The organism is Rhizobium sp. ERR 942 (genome assembly GCF_007828395.1).
Classification (GTDB): Bacteria; Pseudomonadota; Alphaproteobacteria; order Rhizobiales; family Rhizobiaceae; genus Rhizobium; species Rhizobium dioscoreae.
In genome coordinates this window covers 120,928-138,942 of the sequence record NZ_VIUA01000010.1, presented here as the reverse complement: position 1 = coordinate 138,942, position 18,015 = coordinate 120,928, and the positions used below count along the sequence as shown (strand labels likewise).

Sequence of the window (18,015 nt, the reverse complement as noted above, 5' to 3'; positions counted from 1 at the left end):
ATGACCGCATCGATGACGAAAACTCTGCGACGCCTGCTGGCCGCCACGATCATGCTCGCTTTCACGGCGCAGGCGGAGAGCCCCCTTGCGGCGCAGCAACTATGCTATCGCGGCGTCAATCTGTCCGGTGCGGAATATGGCGAGCGCGGCGGGGTCGTGAATGTAAATTACACATATCCGTCCGAACAGACCGTGCGCTATTTCGCGGAAAAAGGCATGAATACAATCCGCCTTCCCTTCCGATGGGAACGGCTGCAGCCCGTGCTCGGAGCACCTCTCGATGATGACGAACTGCAGCGGCTGAAGGATGCCGTCGATCTCATCCAGAAGCATGGAATGACAGTCGTTCTCGATCCCCACAATTACGCCTATTACGACAAGACGCAGCTCAAGCAGGCTCCCGCGACCGATCTTGCTTTCGGCGATTTCTGGGCGCGGCTTGCGGTGGAGTTCTCCAATCGAAAGGGCGTCGCCTTCGGCCTGATGAACGAGCCCCACGATATCAAGGCTCCCGATTGGCTCGAACTTGCCAACACCGCCATCCGCAGCATCCGAACCATCGGCGCGCGCAATCTCATTCTCGTACCCGGAACGAACTGGACGGGGGCGCATAGCTGGTCGGCCGACGTTCTGGGCGGCGGCGCCAATGGCACGGTCATGCTCGGCGTCAAGGACCCGATCGATTTCTACGCCTTCGAATTCCACCAATATCTGGATTCGGACAGTTCGGGCACGCACCCGGTCTGCGACGGCACCGACAAAGCCGTGAAGGGCATGAACGACGTTACCGACTGGCTGCGCAAGAACGGGAAGCGCGGATTCCTCGGTGAATTCGGCGTCGCCGCCAATGATGGTTGCCTCGACGGTCTCAAACAGGTTCTCGACATCATGAACGCCAACAGCGACGTGTGGCTCGGCTGGACCTATTGGGCCGCCGGCGACTGGTGGCCGCCGGAGGAGCCGCTCAACGTCCAGCCACACAACGGCCGCGACAAGCCGCAGATGAAGGTTCTTACCGAGGGGCTCAATCGAAAAGTGTCGCTGGCAGCCTCATGCGCGTTGGTCAAGCCGGCGAAATGATCAGTGACGGGCAGCCGGCTCTTTGTCGCGAATCATCGGCCTGATATGCTGCCGCCGCCAGTGAAGACGTCACCACTCCGGATATCTGATGCAACGTTCAGGCGAAAAGCAGCCGATCAATTTCGTCATTCTCACGATTTCGCTGCTGGCGGTCTGCTATAACTGCATCCTTGCCTTCATCAATCACAATATCACACCGCTGACGCCGAGCTCCGTCGTGCTGTCCGAAGTGCTGTTGCAGGTCGCCGCCTTCACCTACCTGCTGACGAAAGGCATATATGAGGAGGACATAGCGCCGCTCCTTTATCTGCTGCTGACCATCGTGCTGACGGTTTTCGTCATCGCCATCAACAAGCAGGCCTATATCGATCATCTCCGCAACGTGATGATCATCTTCGCTTTTTCGATCATGGGGCGGCTTGCCAACGAGCGCACCGTCAAGCTTGCCTTCAAGATTTCATGCTTCATCGTGCTTGCCGTGCTTGTCCTGGAAATCGTGTCGGTCAAGGAATATGTCGCGCTGTTTCATCCGGCCGAATATTTTCAGAATACGCGCGGCGTGCCGCCGGCGACCTATAGCGATATCGGCCTGTTTCGCGGCGCGCTTGGATTCGAGGGCCGGTTCTCTTTCGGCCTGATCGACCACCGATCGTCCTCCATCTTCCTGGAGCAGGTCTCGCTTGCCAATTTCTGCGGCGTGATGGTGCTGTATCTGATCAGCTTCTCCAATCGTCTCGGTTTGCTGGACCGGCTGCTGTTTTTCTCGACGGTCGTGCTGATCCTGCTGACGAACGACACACGCACGATGCTGATCTTCAGCCTCATCTGCGTTGCGGGCTATTTCATCTATCCCTGGCTCCCGAAGACGCTCGACCTGCTGACGATGCCCGGGATCATCGTAGTCGGCTTCGTCATTCACGCGCTCGAGCCGAGCGTGACGGGCGATAATTTCGTCGGGCGCATCAATGGCACGGTCAAAGCCTTCCTCGGCATGGACCTGCAGAGCACGATCGGGCTGCAGCTCGATCAGGTCGGCATCTTTTTCGACAGCGGATATGTCTACATCATCTACGGCGCCACTATCTTCGGCCTGATCCTGTTCTGGCTCTACGCCTCGCTCTATCCGGGCGGCGAAACGGTCAATCAGCGACGCCTCGGCCATGCGCTTTCCCTCTTCCTGTTCCTCAATCTGATGATCGGCTCCACAGCCATCTTCTCCATGAAGACGGCCGGACTGGTCTGGCTTCTTGTGGGATTCCTGAAATTCAACGAGGGAAGTCTGGCGAAACCACCGCAAGAGCTTTCGCTGGCAACCAGCAGCTGAGGCGGGGATACGCCGTTCGAAGACGCAACGGGAACGGCTTTTTGCCCGCCATCCTGCCTAAATATCCGTCGAAACATGGCTGGGGGGAGGTATTTCCCAGACCTCCGATTTCATCTAAGCAGGCGGACATCCTCGGGATAGAAGAGATAAAGACATGACGAGCTATGTATTGACAGTGACGTGCCAATCGACGCGTGGGATCGTTGCGGCGATCTCGAACTATCTGGCCGGGCAGGGCTGCAACATCGTCGATTCCAGCCAGTTCGACGATCTCGATACCGGCAAGTTCTTCATGCGCGTCTCCTTCATCTCGGAAGAAGGGGTGGGCCAGGCAGCGCTCGTCGAAGGCTTCAAGCCGATCGCCGAAAAGTTCGCCATGGATGCCGAGATCCATGACGAGAAGAAGCGCATGAAGGTGCTGTTGATGGTCTCGCGCTTCGGCCATTGCCTGAACGACCTGCTCTATCGCTGGAAGATCGGCGCATTGCCCATCGACATCGTCGGCGTCGTCTCCAACCATTTCGATTACCAGAAGGTGGTCGTCAATCATGACATCCCCTTCCACCACATCAAGGTGACGAAGGACAACAAGCCGCAGGCCGAAGCCCAGCTCCTCGAGATCGTCGAGCAGACCGGCACCGAGCTGGTGGTGCTGGCCCGCTACATGCAGGTTCTCTCGGATGCGCTCTGCCGGAAGATGTCGGGCCGCATCATCAACATCCACCATTCCTTCCTGCCGTCCTTCAAGGGGGCGAACCCCTACAAGCAGGCCTATGAGCGCGGCGTGAAGCTGATCGGAGCGACGGCGCATTATGTGACGGCCGATCTCGACGAAGGTCCGATCATCGAGCAGGACACGGCGCGCATCACGCATGCGCAGTCGGCCGAGGATTATGTCTCGATCGGCCGCGATGTGGAAAGCCAGGTGCTGGCGCGCGCCATCCATGCCCATATCCACTATCGCACCTTCTTGAACGGCAACCGCACCGTCGTCTTCCCGGCAAGCCCGGGCTCCTACGCCTCCGAGCGCATGGGGTGAGGCGCAAGCGCGGGATTTCGGCTGGCTTCTTTCCCTTTTCGCTCCGACACGCGATTTGATATCACCGGTATCGAATCGCCCGGAGATCGAGGAGAGGACATGTCATTCTACCGCAACGGCGCGCTGCTGCTGGCGGCGCTCCTGCTGTCTGCGCCGGCATCCCATGCCCAAACGGCAGAACAGGACCCTTCCAAGATCGATCTTGCCAAGCTGATTGAATGCACGACCTATGACGTGCCGAGCTACAACAATTTCGCTCTATGGCTGACCGGGCCGGAACGCGCCACGGCCATGAAACAGTTCGGCATCAGCGAGCTGCCGTCGGATAATCCGTTGTTGCGCGAATTCCAGCTTTCGATGCCTATGACCGTTTTCGGGCGGCAGACAAACAGGATCGCCTTTGCCTCCACCGGGCCGCTTGCCGTGCTTGACGAGGCGGATCCGCATCCGCTCGCCAAGCAGCTTGGCGTCACAGCTTCCGTCGACCAGCCGAACAAGTTTCTCGGCGAGAAGGTCGTCCTGTCGCGCAAGGACCAGTAGGAAAATTCGGACACCGTACTGGAAACGCGCATCTCGCTGAACGTCTCCACTGTCGACACCCATCCGGGCAAGACGCTAGCCGGTTGCAGCTATTCCATCGAGGTCGAATAGGCTGTTATGCCTAGCCGGCTGCATTCTTCGGCCTATCTTCCTCCTCGCTGCTCGACTACCCTATCTGTTTTGGGTAATTTTCTTTAGGATGGAATGGTTTAGTGTCGATGCGAATGAACCATCCGGGGGATGCCATGGCCGACGCCACGCTCGTGAACCGTATGCAACTGCCGAGACCGGACGTTACACCGGAGGAGGCGGCCGAGATCCTGCAGACGCATTACGGTCTGAGTGGAACACTGACCGAGCTTGGCAGCCAGCAGGACCGCAACTATCGCATCGATGCCGGCGAGAACGCCTATGTGCTGAAGATCTGCCGGGCCGAATACGAGCTGGTCGAGCTCGAGGCGCAGAATGCCGCGATCCGCCATCTGCACGCCAAGCCGGATGCGCCGCGCGTACCCGAGGTCATACCCTCACTGAATGGCCGCGATATCCTCGCCATCACTCTCCGCGAGCAGGATTACCTCGTCCGGCTGCTCCGCTTTCTCCCCGGCCAGACACTGACGCGGCGCAACTACCTGCCGCAGACCTCCGTGGCCGGGCTCGGCGCGCTTTCGGCTAGGCTTGCACGCGATCTTGCCGATTTCGATCATCCCGGCCTGCACCGCAGCCTGCAATGGGACCTGCGACGGGCAGGACCCGTTGCCGTGCAGCTGCTGTCGGCCATAACCGATCACGAGGCGCGCGACCGCATCGCCAAGGCAATGGTCGCCGCCGTCAAGCGCATCCAGCCGCTCGCGAGCCAATTGCGTGTTCAGCCGGTGCATCATGATGTCACCGACGACAATGTCGTCAGCCATCCCGATGCGCGCGGACAGCTCGTGCCCGATGGCGTCATCGACTTCGGCGATATCATCCAGGGCTGGCTGGTCGGCGATCTTGCTGTCACCTGCGCGTCGCTGCTACATCATGCAGGCGGCAACCCCTTCCACATCCTTCCGGCAATCAGTGCCTATCATGCGATCTATCCACTGGAGGAAGTCGAAGCCAAAGCCCTGTGGCCGCTGATCGTCGCGCGGGCCGTCATCCTCACCGCCAGCACCGAACAGCAGCTCGCTATCGACCCCGACAACGACTATGTGCGCGGCAATCTCGATTTCGAGCGCGAAATCTTCGATGTCGCAACCGAGGCGCAGCCGGATGTGATGGAAGCGGCGATCCTGCGGACGATCGGTTTTGATGTCGCCCCGGTCGTGACTGACGGCTGGTCGCCGCTGCTGCCCGACATCGACTCCTCGCAGATTGCCGCCATCGATCTTTCCGCCACCGGGCCTGACTTCACGGACGGCAACTGGCAGAAGCCTGATATGGACTGGCGGCTGCTTGCCCAGACGGCAATCGCTTCCGGGGCTGCGGCGACCCGCTACGGCGAATTCCGCCTCTCCCTTGCTGCGCCGCTTAACATGAGGCAGCCACAGAATTTCGCCCTGCATTGCGATATCTGCCTGCCGGCTGGCGCGACGGTTGCGGCTCCCTTCCCTGGCCTTCTGCAACGGCAGGGCCAGCATTTCGTGCTGGTCGGTGAAGAAATCAGCCTGCATCTCGACGGTATCGAAAGTGCTCTCGAGGACGGAGCGGCTATCGAGCAAGGCGCGACAATTGGAACGATCGGCAGCGAGGGTTCGGCAATTGGAGGATTGCGCATTCAGCTTTGCCGCGTGCCCGGCCTTGTGCCGCCGCTTTTTGCGACGGCGGATCAGGCAGAGGGGTGGTCGGCCGTCTCCCCCTCGCCCGCCGCTCTTTTGAACCCGGCCTGTGAGGCGCCGCGGCCGGACGCTTCCGCGCTGCTGTCACTGCGCAATGCCCGTTTCGCCAAGCCGCAGAAGCACTATTACGAATTCCCGCCACAGATCGAGCGCGGCTGGCGCGAATTCCTGTTCGACACGCAAGGGCGCTGCTACCTCGATATGGTCAACAACGTCACGACGCTCGGCCACGCCCATCCGCGCCTGACGGCAGCGATCGCCCAGCAATGGTCTCGCCTCAATACCAACTCCCGCTTCCATTATGCCGCCGTTGCCGAATTCTCCGAGCGGCTGGCGACGCTGGCACCTGAGGGACTGGACAGCGTCTTCCTCGTCAATAGCGGCTCGGAAGCCAACGATCTGGCGATCCGCCTTGCCTGGACGCACACGGCCAAGAGAAACATGCTCTGCCTGCTGGAGGCCTATCACGGCTGGACGGTTGCGAGTGACGCCGTCTCCACCTCGATTGCCGACAATCCGCAGGCGCTGACGACACGGCCGGATTGGGTGCACCCCGTCCTCTCACCGAATACCTATCGCGGGCCGTTCCGCGGCCCGGATTCTGCTCCGCATTATCTCGGCGACGTCATGGCGAAACTGCGGGCGATCGACGAAAAGGGCGACGGCCTTGCCGGCTTCATCGCCGAACCGGTCTATGGCAATGCCGGCGGCATCGCGCTGCCGCATGGCTATCTCGCAGGCGTTTACGACGCAGTGCGCCAACGCGGCGGCCTTTGCATCGCCGATGAAGTGCAGGTGGGCTACGGCCGTCTCGGCGAGCATTTCTGGGGCTTCGAAACGCAGGGCGTTACGCCCGACATCATCACCATCGCCAAGGGCATGGGGAACGGCCATCCGCTCGGCGCCGTCATCACCCGCCGCGAGATCGCCGAATCGCTGGAAAAGGAAGGCTATTTCTTCTCCTCCGCCGGCGGCAGCCCTGTCAGCTGCGTCGCCGGTCTCACCGTTCTCGATATCCTCAAGGATGAAAATCTGCAGGAAAATGCCCGCGTCATCGGTGACAGGCTGAAGGCGGGGCTGATCGCTCTCATGGATCGATTCCCGTTGATTGGCGCCGTGCATGGCACTGGGCTTTATCTTGGCGTGGAATTCGTGCGCGACCGCGAAAGCCTGACGCCGGCGACCGAAGAAACGGCTGCGATCTGCGAACACCTGCTCGATCTCGGGGTCATCATGCAGCCGACCGGCGATCACTTGAATGTGTTGAAGATCAAGCCGCCGCTATGCCTCGCAGCCGAGAGCGCCGATTTCTTCGTGAAGGCCCTGGAAAAGGTGCTTGAGGATAGATTTTGACGTTCTCGTCACGCCATTAACCATTGAGGTGTTTTAGCGGCGCGTGAATTTTAATGCTGCCGGGGCATTGTCGAATCTCGCGCCAGTTCCTATCTGTTGCTCGGTGATCGGCGAGCCGTACCGACACGGGTAGCAATCCGAAGGTTTTAAGACAACCTTCCCTGCAACCCGCAGGACTCGGAATTTTATTTTCCCGATCGTCGACATTTTGACATCTTTCGGAATATGTTTCTGAGGATGCAATCGCTATTATCTACTAATGTAGTAGATAATAGTACATCGATCGCGGTGCCCCCTAACGGGGCCCCTAACAAGTACAACGCCAATTGAGGAAGTGACATGCTGAATAGAAAAGTCATTGCTTCGTTCCTTGGGCGGCCCGTGCTTGGCAATGACCGTTCGGGCGCGCTCTCCCGCCCGTGCTGTCGAATGTGACGTTCGTCCTCCTTCCCGGAATCAAACAGTCAATTCGCCATGTCTGCGCCGTGCGTGCGCAGAGGGAGTCTATTTATGAAGAAGCAAGTCATCGAATACGCCGGCGTCCCCGTCGGCATCGTCGTTCCCGATCAGGATCGGCTCAAGTTCATCGCTGTAAAATATCATGTCCATGATCTGGACGAGCAGCATTTCAGAAATGCGGACGAAGTGAAGCTTGCGATCCGCGACCTTCTTTCCCGCCAGCAGGCAAAACCGATCCATGTTTGATGGGTCGGATCACCTGCGCTTTTACTCATTCCCATCCCCAGCCCTCACCCTTTGATAGAATCAGGGTGGGGGCTTTTTTATTTGAGGCCATCGTGTCGCTTCCTGCGAAGGAAGCTTGCGCCGGCTCTCCCGTGAAACGCCGAAGCTCCAAAGCCTCCGGTCCCGGACCGCTCGGGTTGAACAAACCCATCTTGTCTTTTCCCCGTCTTTACGATCCTATCGCCATGGCGACCTCGCGTTGTAAACGGCGAAGGATTTTTCATTGGCTGACCTCCTCAATCTCCTGACCGATGTCGAAGGCGTCGCTGTCGGTCACTCCACCGACCTTACGCTCGGCTCCGGCGTCACTGCCATCGTCTTCGATGAGCCGGCTATCGCCTCCTGCACCATTCTCGGCGGCGCGCCGGGTGGGCGGGATACCGCATTGCTGGATCCTGCAATGACGGTCGGTGCTGTGGATGGTCTCGTGCTCTCAGGCGGCTCGGCCTTCGGGCTCGATGCGGCAGGTGGGGTGCAAGCAGGCTTGCGGGAGATCGGCCGGGGCCTGACAGTCGGAAGTGCACTGGTGCCAATCGTGCCGCAGGCGATCCTGTTTGATCTCATCAACGGCGGCAACAAGGATTGGGGGCTGCACTCGCCCTATCGCGACATGGGATATGCCGCCTTCAAGGCTGCAAATAAAGGGCCGTTTGCGCTTGGAAGCGTCGGCGCCGGCACCGGTGCCACGACGGCAACGGTCAAGGGCGGCCTCGGCTCGGCAAGCGTCGTCAGCAGCAGGGGATACAGAATCGCCGCCATCGTCGCCGTCAATGCGCTCGGTTCCGCCACCATCGGCGACGGCCCGCATTTCTGGGCGGCTCCCTTCGAGCAGAATGGCGAATTTGGCGGTCTCGGCATGCCGCAGGTGGTCGATTCACGCCTGCGGCTGAAGGGCACCAACATCACCGCCACGACCATCGGCGTCGTCGTCACCGACGCTCAGCTGACTAAGACTGAGGCGCATCGCCTCTCCATCTGCGCTCACGACGGCTTTGCGCGTGCGCTTTTACCGACGCATCTGCCGCTCGACGGTGATACCGTATTTGCCGCTTCCACCGGCAGGCATGCGCGCGACGATATGCCTGGTTTCATGGAGCTCTGCCACCTCGCCACCATTATCATGGCGCGCGCCATCGCCCGCGGCGTCTACGAAGCGACGGCGCTGCCGGTCGAAGGCGGGCAAGTGGCGTGGCGCGATCGCTTCGCCAAGCCTACCGCTTGAAGCCGGAGGTCCCCGCATGCAGATCCGCGCGCTGATCTATTTCGACGAGCTGGTGCGCACCAATTCGATGCGCCAGGCGGCTGAAAACCTGAACGTGGCGCCGACGGCCATCAGCCGCCAAATCGAGAATCTCGAATATCATTTCGGCACGCAACTGGTCGAACGCAGTGCCCGCGGCATCAAATTGACGGCTGCCGGCGAATTGCTGGCGGAACGCGCCGGCCGGACGCTGCGCGAGCTCGACCATGTTCACCAGTTGATCGAAGACCTGAAAGGCCTGCAGCGCGGGACCGTCAGTATCTTTGCCAATGGCGCGTCCGTCGCCAATATCCTTGCTCCGGCGCTGGCCGAATTCAGTCTGCGCTATCCCGGCCTACGCTTCGAAGTGACCATTACCAGCGCTCGCGGCGCCATCGAAGCCGTCAACAATGCCGAGGCCGATATTGCGGTGACGCTGTTTGCCCCGCCGCTTTCCGGCACAAAGGTGCGCCTGCGCTCCGAGCTCGTCTATGACGTGATCGCTGCCGCCTCTCATCCGCTTGCTGCCGCCAGCGAGATCACACTTGCGGAAATCTCGGCCCACGCGCTTGCCGTCCCCGATCGCTCCTTCGGCGCAAGACAGGCCTTCGACGCACTGTTTGAGCAGGAGGGGCTGAGGCTCGATCCAGTCTTTGAGACCGGCTCACTGGAAATGCAGAAGGAGCTGGTGCTGCGCGGCGCGGCGATTACCATGCTGCCGGCACTCACCGTTCAAAGGGAGATCGAGGCGGGGCAGCTCGTCGCACGGCCCGTTGCGGGCGGCATGGGGGTGCGGACGCCGGTCGATCTCTGCGTCGCGCCCGATCGCCAGCTCTCCTTCGCCGCCGGCAAGCTGCTCGATTTCATCGAGCGCTTCATGCGCCACCAACTTTCCACCAGGAGGAGGCATGATTGAACGAAACGCTGTAACCACGAAAAGAGTGTAGCGGTTTCGGCTACACCGAGCACACATTTTCGGAATTGTGTGTGCGCCGATGAGATGACACTATCCTGAAAAAGACCGCAGTCCGGAAGGGAAGCCGGACATGCGGGCAAAAGCAAGGGAACCGACATGACCAAGTTTTCACGCCCGAGCCTGGGCGACGTCGCGCGCCGGCTTGCCTATGGCGCCGCAGTTTCTGCCGGCCTGCTGATGATGGGCCTGACACAGGCTGAAGCCGCGAAGACGACACTCAATCTCGGCATGAGCGTCGAGCCAACAGGTCTAGATCCGACGATCGCCGCGCCTGTCGCGATCGGCCAGGTCACCTGGCAAAACATTTTCGAAGGCCTGGTTGCGATCGACCAGAACGGCAAGATCGTACCGCAGCTCGCCAAGAGCTGGGAGATTTCGCCTGACGGCCTCACCTATACATTCAAGCTGCAGACCGACGTGAAATTCCATGACGGCGAAGCCTTCGATTCGGCTGCCGCCAAGTTCACGCTCGATCGCGCTCGTGGCGCCGACTCCGTCAACCCGCAGAAGCGCTTCTTTTCGACCATCGCCTCGATCGATACGCCGGATGCGGAAACGCTCGTCCTGCATCTGTCCTCGCCAACCGGCAGCCTTCTCTATTGGCTAGGCTGGCCGAGCTCCGTCATGGTTGGGCCGAAATCCTCGGCCAACGACAAGACGACGCCCATCGGCACCGGCCCGTTCAAGTTCTCCTCCTGGGCGAAGGGCGATCATGTCGACCTCGTCAAGAACCCGGACTACTGGAACAAGTCGGTCGACGTGAAGCTCGAGAAGGTAACCTTCCGCTTCATTTCCGATCCGCAGGCGGAGGCGGCGGCGTTGAAGGCCGGCGATCTCGATGCCTTTCCGGAATTTGCCGCGCCGGAGCTCATGAGTTCCTTCGAGGGCGACGCCAGGCTGACGACCAAGGTCGGCAATACCGAACTCAAGGTCGTGGCCGGCATGAACAACACCCGCAAGCCCTTCGACGACAAGCGCGTGCGCCAGGCGCTGATGATGGCGCTCGACCGGAAGACGATCATCGAAGGCGCGTGGTCCGGTTTAGGCACCGCGATCGGCAGTCACTACACGCCGAACGATCCCGGCTATAAGGACCTGACCGGCACGCTGCCCTACGACACCGCCAAGGCCAAGGCGCTGCTTGCAGAGGCCGGCTATCCGAACGGTTTCACCTTTACCATCAAGACGCCGCAGATGGCTTATGCGCCGCGCAGCGCCCAGGTGATGCAGGCGATGTTTGCCGATATCGGCGTGACGATGAACATCGAGCCGACGGAATTCCCGGCGAAATGGGTGCAGGACGTCTTCACCGGCCGCAACTACGACATGACCATCGTCGCCCATGCCGAGCCGCTGGATATCGATATCTACTCGCGCGACCCCTATTACTTCAACTACAAGAATTCCGCCTTCAACGAGCTGATGAAGAAGATCCAGCTCACGTCCGATGTATCCGAGCAGAATAAGCTCTATGGCGAGGCGCAGAGCATTCTTGCCGAGGACGTGCCGGCGCTCTTTCTTTTCGTCATGCCGAAGCTCGGCGTCTGGGACAAGAAGCTGAAGGGGCTTTGGGAGAACGAACCGATCCCGTCCAACGTGCTGACCAACGTCTCCTGGGAAGATTGACCGCTCCAACAGTTTGATTGGGCATGATCTTGGTATTTCTTTCGCGCACGACGACCAACTCCGTCTCCCCAGCGGGGAGAAGGTGGCCCAAAGGGTCGGATGAGGGGGCTGCGACGCCGAAAACTGCCTTTTGCTTGCGCTCAAGGCACTCGGGATTTCATCCCTCGTCCACCTCAACCGCCCTATCGGGCACCTTCTCCCCGATGGGGAGAAGGAGGAGTCAGAGGCCACACCAACTCCGTATTCTTAGCCGAATTAGCCTGGCCATGGACTTGTTATGATCGTACTGCTCACCCGCCGGATTTTCGGACTTGTGCTGACGCTGATTGCCGTCTCGCTGCTGGTCTTTGCCGTCATGGCACTGCTGCCGGGCGACCCGGCCGCGATCACGCTCGGCACATCGGCGGCGCCGGAAACGCTCGCCGCGCTCCGGCATGAGATGGGTCTCGATCAGCCGCTGATTGTCCGCTACGGCCAATGGCTCGCCGGCGCGCTGGCGGGGGATCTCGGCACGTCCTATACCTATGGCGTTCCGGTCGCAGGCCTGATTGCCGAGCGGCTTGCCGTTACTCTGCCGCTTGCGCTGCTTGCCATCCTGTTGTCGGTTCTTGTCGCCGTACCGCTCGGCGTTGCGGCAGCGGCAAGACGCGGCGGCGTCTTCGATATCATCGCCACGCTGTTTTCGCAGATGGGCATCGCCGTGCCGGGCTTCTGGGTCGGCCTGTTGCTGGTTCTTCTGTTCGCCACCTCGCTCGGCTGGATGCCGGCCGGCGGTTTTCCCGGTTGGGAAAGCGGATTCTGGCCCTCCCTGAAATCTTTGGTGTTACCCGCGATCGCACTTGCGCTGCCGCAGGCGGCAGTGCTGACCCGCGTGACGCGCTCGGCCGTGCTCGACACGCTGCATGAGGATTTTGCCCGCACGGCGATCGCCAAGGGCCTGTCACGCAGCCGCGTGCTGTGGGGACATGTGGTGCCGAACGCCCTGGTACCGGTGCTGACCATTCTCGGGCTGCAATTCACCTTTCTCGTCGCCGGCGCCGTGTTGATCGAAAATGTCTTCACCCTGCCCGGCCTTGGCCGCCTCGCCTATCAGGCACTCAGCCAGCGCGACGTCATCGTTCTGCAGGATGTCGTGCTGTTCTTTGCCGGCCTCGTCATCGTCGTGAATTTTCTGGTCGATCTCTCCTATCTCGTCATCGATCCGCGATTGCGAGCGGGAGGTGCGCGATGACTGCTGTCGAGGCCAAAATCGCCGCGACGTCTTCCCGCCGTCGTTTTCGGGCGCTGCGGCGGATGAATCTGATCGTCGGCGCCCTCATTATCCTCGCTCTTATCGGCGTCGCCATCGTCTCCTTGTTCTGGACACCGGTGCCGCCGGCGAAGATGCAGATCCTCCACAAGCTGCAGCCACCCTTCGGCTTCGGACTTCTCGGCACCGATCAGATCGGCCGTGATGTCCTGTCGATGCTGATGGCGGGCTGCTGGAATTCGCTGTCAATCTCCGTATCGGCGGTTGCGATCGGCGGGACGCTCGGAACGATCATCGGCGTTTCCGCCGCCGCCCAACGCGGCCTGTTCGAGGCGCTGGTTATGCGCGCCTGCGACGTGATCTTCGCCCTGCCACCGATCCTTTCGGCCATGATCCTTGGTGCATTTCTTGGGACCGGGCGCTCCACGGCAATCATCGCCATTGCGGTTTTCATGGTGCCGGTCTTCGCCCGCGTCGCGCTCGGCTCTGCCTTGCAGGCGTGGAGCCGCGACTATGTGCTGGCGGCGCACGCCATCGGCAATACGCAGCTTTCCATCACGCTGCGCCATGTCCTGCCCAACATCATGGGCAGTATCATCGTCCAGGCGACCATCCAGCTCGGCCTTGCGATCCTGACTGAGGCTGGGCTCGCTTTCCTGGGTTTGAGCGTACCGCCGCCCGCGCCGACCTGGGGTCGGATGCTGGCCGATGCGCAGACCTATTTCCACGTAGCGCCGTGGCTCGCCCTGCTGCCGGGGCTTGCCATTGCGCTCTCCGTGCTCGGCTTCAACCTGCTCGGCGACGGGCTGCGTGATCTCCTCGACCCCCGCGAGGCGACGCGCTGATTGAGACATGAAGAGTATAGATCATGACCGAACCTACCGATCTTTCCATCCGAGACCTCCGGCGCCAATTTGCCAACAAGAGCCTATCTCCCAGCGAATACTGGCTGGCACTCGAGACGCATATCGAGGCATGGGAGCCGACAATCGCCGCTCTTTACGCCTATGATCCGGAGGATGCTCGCCGGCAAGCCGCGGCCTCCACGGAGCGCTGGGCGAAGGGTACGCCGCTTGGAACCCTGGACGGCATTCCGGTAACGTTGAAGGAGCTAATCGCCACCAAAGGTCAGCCGGTGCCGCTCGGCACGGCGGCGGTCGAGCTCGTTCCCGCTGCCGAAGACGCGCCCATCGCCGCCCGGATGCGCGAGGATGGCGCGGTGATTTTCGCGAAAACCACCTGCCCCGATTACGGCATGCTCTCATCAGGCCTATCGAGCTTTCACAAGCTCAGCCGCAATCCCTGGGACCCCAGCCAAAATCCGGGCGGCTCCAGCGCCGGTGCGTCTGCCGCTGCCGCTGCCGGTTATGGACGGCTGCATATCGGTACCGATATCGGCGGCTCGATACGCCTGCCGGCAGGATGGACCGGCATTTTCGGCTTCAAGCCGAGCAATGGCCGTATTCCGATCGATCCCTATTATCTCGGGCGATGCGCCGGACCGATGACCCGCACGGTCGAGGATGCGGCCTTTTCCATGGCTACGCTCTCACGACCCGACTGGCGCGACAGCACGAGCCTGCCGCCGAATGAGATCGACTGGATGAATCTCGACATCGACATCCGAGGCATGAAGATCGGCCTGATGCTCGATGCTGGCTGCGGCCTGCCGGTCGAGGACGAGATACGCGATGCGGTCGCTGCTGCCGCCAAGCGCTTCGAGGAAGCAGGCGCCATCATCATCGACGTCTCGCCGGTGCTGACCAGGCAGATGCTTGACGGACTCGATGCTTTCTGGCGTGCACGCTTCTGGGGCGATATGACGGCTTTGAGCGAGGAACGCCGCAACAGCATCCTGCCCTATATCTATAGCTGGGCGAAGGGCGGCGCCGGTATCAGCGGCGTAGATGCCGTTCGCGGCTTCAACCAGACCTACGAGATGCGCAGGAGCTGCGCCAAGCTCTTCGCGGAGGTGGATGCCGTGCTTTCGCCAACCAATCCGATCGTCTCCTATCCCGCCGAATGGGCTTCGCCCACCAACGACCCTGTGCGGCCGTTCGAGCACATCGCCTTCACCGTTCCGTGGAACATGTCGGAGCAGCCGGCGGCATCGATCAATTGCGGCTTCTCCCGCTCCGGCATGCCGATCGGCATGCAGATCATCGGCCCGCGCTTCGACGACATGCTGGTACTTCGTCTCTCGAAGGCCTTCGAGGACTGGACCGGCGGCGTGACAGAGTGGCCGAAGCGACCGGCGTGAACAGAACTTTCAGACAGCCAGCTAGTCCAGCGACAATGGCAGGGAAAGACCGACCTTGACCCGGTCCATGGTCACGAGCGACTTGAACTTCGTGACATTCGGATTGTCGTAGAACAGACGCCGGGCCACCTCCTCATAGGCGGACATGCTGGGGACCACGATGATGAGCACGAAATCGGCCTCGCCGGTGACACCGTAGCATTGCTGCACCTCCGGCGCTTCGAGGAAGCTGCGCTTGATCGCGTTGATGAGGTCGTACCGCTCGTTGGCGATATGGACCTCGACGACGATAGTGATCGGCAGGCCTATTGCCGCCGGATCGACGACCGCGATATTGGCCTGGATGACGCCGCTTTCCTGCATGCGCTTGATGCGCCTCTGCACAGCCGGCGCCGACAGGTTGATCCGTTCACCGATCTCGCGTTGCGGAACCGTACTGTCCTTTTGGAGAATCTCGAGAATTGCCAGATCGAACTCATCGAGATCGGCGGGTTTGCGCATTTCAATACATCCTTACCGCAGAGAGGAAACAAAATTGCATGAAAGCCGTCAAAATGGAGCCAAATCCTCTTCCCCTATGTACTAGCTTTGCGCCACAAATCACCTGACTTGCAAAGGCACGAGAATGTCACAGCCGGACACCGAATACGATATGCGCAGCGCGAGCCTCGGGGAAAGCGAAGATACGAAAGGCTTTCTTCTTGGCGTTGTCGCGATGATCCTTGCGGCGCTGGCCATGAGTATCTCGCCAAGCCTCGTACGCCTTGCCGATGTCGGGCCTTTCGCCAGCGCCTTCTGGCGTGTCTTTCTGGCGCTGCCGATCCTTTGGATATGGATGCGGTACGCGGAGGTCGCGGAGCCCAATGCGCCTCGCGCCAGCTTTACCATACCGACAATCCTTGCCGGCATTGCCTTCACGGGCGACCTGTTCTTCTGGCATCTCTCCATCATGCGGACGACGATCGCCAACGCCACCTTCTTCGCGACGATGGCGCCGCTGTGGGTCGTCATCTTCGGTTGGCTTCTTTTGAGACAGCGCGTCAGCCGCGCCACGCTTCTCGGCCTTCTCGTCTGCCTTGCCGGCGGCACGGCGCTCGTCGTCCAAAGCCTGGCATTCAATCCGGACCGGGCCGTCGGCGATGCCCTCGCCATCATCACTGGCGCCTTCTTCGGCCTTTATTTCCTGGCCGTCGGCGCGGCACGCCCGGGGACCAATGCCGCGCGCGTCACCTTCGAATTAAGTATCATAACCTCGGCGATCCTGTTCGTGATCGCCTTCTTCTTCGAGCCGCGCATCCTGCCGCAGTCGATCTCGGGATGGTGCGTGCTTCTCGCGCTCGGCCTCATCAGCCACGCCGGCGGACAGGGACTGCTTTCGGTGGCGCTCGGACGATTGCCAACCGTTTTCTCCTCGCTCGTCATTTTCCTGGAATCGATCGCGGCTGCCCTTTTCGCCTGGTTCCTGTTTGGCGAAAACGTCACCCTGCTGCAGGCGCTCGGCGGCATAGTCATCGTCGCCGGCATCTGGATCGCGCGCCCTCGCACTCCGTAGACTATCGCTATCGGGAGTGCAGAAAGTCGCCACTACAAGGTCGCTGCACCCTTGTGCGAGACATCGGCATCCAGATCGTGCAGCGCCTTTTCAATTACGCGCAAATCATCCTGGAGGCCGTCGTCGGCGCTCATCGAGCTTTCGCTGCCGGCGCGCTGGATAGCCCGAGCCTCACTGCGCAGCTCGCGAAGCCTGTCGATCTTGCCACTCTTGCGCAGATGATTGTCGAACAGAATATCCCGCACCGTCTTTTCCATGGCCGTAATGGGCATGAGTTTTCTCCTCTCGATAGGATATCTCGATCAAGAAGATAACGGGTGAGAAAAAGGACGGTTCCGGAGCGCAATCAATCGATGAAACGGCGGTAACCTGTCGGCCGCTCATAAAGCCAGCCGATGCGCTCAATAGCTGCGGCAAAATTCTCGCGGGCGACGGTCATGGTATGGCCGTTGGCATGGACGATGGTGTCCGGATCTTCCATGATCGCGACATGACCTTTCCAGAAGACGAAATCGCCGCGCTTCAACTCCTCGCGCTCGATCGGCTGGCCGAGGCTGGCAGCCTGCATGTCGGTATCGCGCGGCGCGGCGCGGCCCGTCATCGACAGTGCCAGCTGGACGAGGCCAGAGCAATCAATGCCGAGACCTGAGCGGCCACCCCACAGATAGGGCGTCTCCAGAAAGCGTACGGCGACATCGACGAAGTCGCCGCCCTTATTGTAGCCGATCGGCTCGACATGCTTTGCGAAAATGGCAGTGCCATCCTCCAGGACGACATAATGATTGCCGCGCGCCTCCGCCGTGCCGGCCACATGCACGAGGCTAGCCATGGAGAGAATTGCCACGTGCGGCTTGCGCAGCTCCGGCTCCGGATAGAGGAAGGTGCGCTGCGGGACGACGATGTGGGTCGGGGGTGCCGCACCCTCCTTGATCGCCGTTTCCGGGAGATAGCCGACGTAACCATCGGACAGAGCCTTGATCCAGCACCAGCCGTCGCGGCGCTCGAATATAGTCACCTCTTCGCCCATCAGTAGCTCGGTATCGATGCCCGAGGCGAGATCCGGCTTCGGCCGAAGCGCAACGACCGGGACGGCGATACGCGCGCTAGTACCATCGACGAAGCGCTCGGCCTCGACCTTGCCCTTGAGAGACGCCTCGGCGAGATCGGGTCTGAAAGCATTGAGACGGCGGTCGAGCATCATGGTGAATTCCT

The 18,015-nt window shown here is 60.9% G+C and carries 16 protein-coding genes; 13 read left to right on the top strand and 3 right to left on the bottom strand.

The features are described 5' to 3' along the window. From FBZ97_RS30780 to FBZ97_RS30725, 12 genes are all read left to right on the top strand, one after another. Entirely contained in the window at positions 1-1,080 is a 1,080-nt protein-coding gene (locus FBZ97_RS30780; protein ID WP_145323477.1) for a glycoside hydrolase family 5 protein, read from the top strand. Positions 1,081-1,168: 88 nt separating this feature from the next. Next, entirely contained in the window at positions 1,169-2,404 is a 1,236-nt protein-coding gene (locus FBZ97_RS30775) for a hypothetical protein (protein ID WP_145323380.1), read from the top strand. Positions 2,405-2,558: 154 nt separating this feature from the next. Further along, positions 2,559-3,443: a formyltetrahydrofolate deformylase gene (gene purU / locus FBZ97_RS30770; protein ID WP_145323378.1), complete on the top strand. Its 885-nt coding sequence runs from the start codon at positions 2,559-2,561 to the stop codon at positions 3,441-3,443. Positions 3,444-3,542: 99 nt separating this feature from the next. Next, entirely contained in the window at positions 3,543-3,983 is a 441-nt protein-coding gene (locus FBZ97_RS30765) for a hypothetical protein (protein WP_246661907.1), read from the top strand. Positions 3,984-4,228: 245 nt separating this feature from the next. Then, complete coding sequence (locus tag FBZ97_RS30760) at positions 4,229-7,156, top strand: aminotransferase (RefSeq protein WP_145323376.1); 2,928 nt, start codon at positions 4,229-4,231, stop codon at positions 7,154-7,156. Between the two features lie 510 nt (positions 7,157-7,666). Further along, the gene (locus tag FBZ97_RS30755) at positions 7,667-7,861 is read left to right on the top strand and encodes a hypothetical protein (RefSeq protein ID WP_015338438.1); all 195 of its coding nucleotides are present in this window, start codon (positions 7,667-7,669) and stop codon (positions 7,859-7,861) included. A 262-nt stretch (positions 7,862-8,123) separates the two neighbouring features. Then, positions 8,124-9,122, top strand: coding sequence for a P1 family peptidase (locus FBZ97_RS30750; protein ID WP_145323374.1), 999 nt, complete (start codon positions 8,124-8,126; stop codon positions 9,120-9,122). A gap of 16 nt (positions 9,123-9,138) precedes the next feature. Next, positions 9,139-10,056, top strand: a complete 918-nt coding sequence (locus FBZ97_RS30745) for a LysR substrate-binding domain-containing protein (protein ID WP_145323372.1) — start codon at positions 9,139-9,141, stop codon at positions 10,054-10,056. Between the two features lie 156 nt (positions 10,057-10,212). Beyond that, positions 10,213-11,742, top strand: coding sequence for an ABC transporter substrate-binding protein (locus tag FBZ97_RS30740; RefSeq protein ID WP_145323370.1), 1,530 nt, complete (start codon positions 10,213-10,215; stop codon positions 11,740-11,742). Between the two features lie 277 nt (positions 11,743-12,019). Continuing rightward, complete coding sequence (locus FBZ97_RS30735) at positions 12,020-12,973, top strand: ABC transporter permease (RefSeq protein WP_113330456.1); 954 nt, start codon at positions 12,020-12,022, stop codon at positions 12,971-12,973. Beyond that, positions 12,970-13,836 (top strand): ABC transporter permease, encoded by an 867-nt coding sequence (locus FBZ97_RS30730; protein WP_113391034.1) that lies wholly within the window; start codon positions 12,970-12,972, stop codon positions 13,834-13,836. The genes FBZ97_RS30735 and FBZ97_RS30730 overlap by 4 nt, the downstream gene beginning before the upstream one ends. Positions 13,837-13,859: 23 nt before the next feature. Then, a complete protein-coding gene (locus tag FBZ97_RS30725; protein WP_145323368.1) occupies positions 13,860-15,251 on the top strand; it encodes an amidase in 1,392 nt (463 codons plus the stop codon). A gap of 21 nt (positions 15,252-15,272) precedes the next feature. Here FBZ97_RS30725 and FBZ97_RS30720 read toward each other — a convergent pair whose 3' ends face one another. Beyond that, entirely contained in the window at positions 15,273-15,752 is a 480-nt protein-coding gene (locus tag FBZ97_RS30720; protein ID WP_113330459.1) for an Lrp/AsnC family transcriptional regulator, read from the bottom strand. A 124-nt stretch (positions 15,753-15,876) separates the two neighbouring features. Between FBZ97_RS30720 and FBZ97_RS30715 the strand changes: the two genes are divergently transcribed. After that, positions 15,877-16,803, top strand: coding sequence for a DMT family transporter (locus tag FBZ97_RS30715; RefSeq protein WP_145323366.1), 927 nt, complete (start codon positions 15,877-15,879; stop codon positions 16,801-16,803). Between the two features lie 32 nt (positions 16,804-16,835). Here FBZ97_RS30715 and FBZ97_RS30710 read toward each other — a convergent pair whose 3' ends face one another. Both FBZ97_RS30710 and FBZ97_RS30705 read right to left on the bottom strand, forming a co-directional pair. After that, positions 16,836-17,075, bottom strand: a complete 240-nt coding sequence (locus FBZ97_RS30710) for a hypothetical protein (RefSeq protein ID WP_092714676.1) — start codon at positions 17,073-17,075, stop codon at positions 16,836-16,838. Positions 17,076-17,149: 74 nt separating this feature from the next. Further along, positions 17,150-18,004 carry an NlpC/P60 family protein gene (locus FBZ97_RS30705; RefSeq protein ID WP_113391029.1) on the bottom strand — a complete coding sequence of 285 codons (855 nt, stop codon included), beginning with the start codon at positions 18,002-18,004 and terminating at the stop codon, positions 17,150-17,152. Positions 18,005-18,015 lie beyond the last annotated feature (11 nt).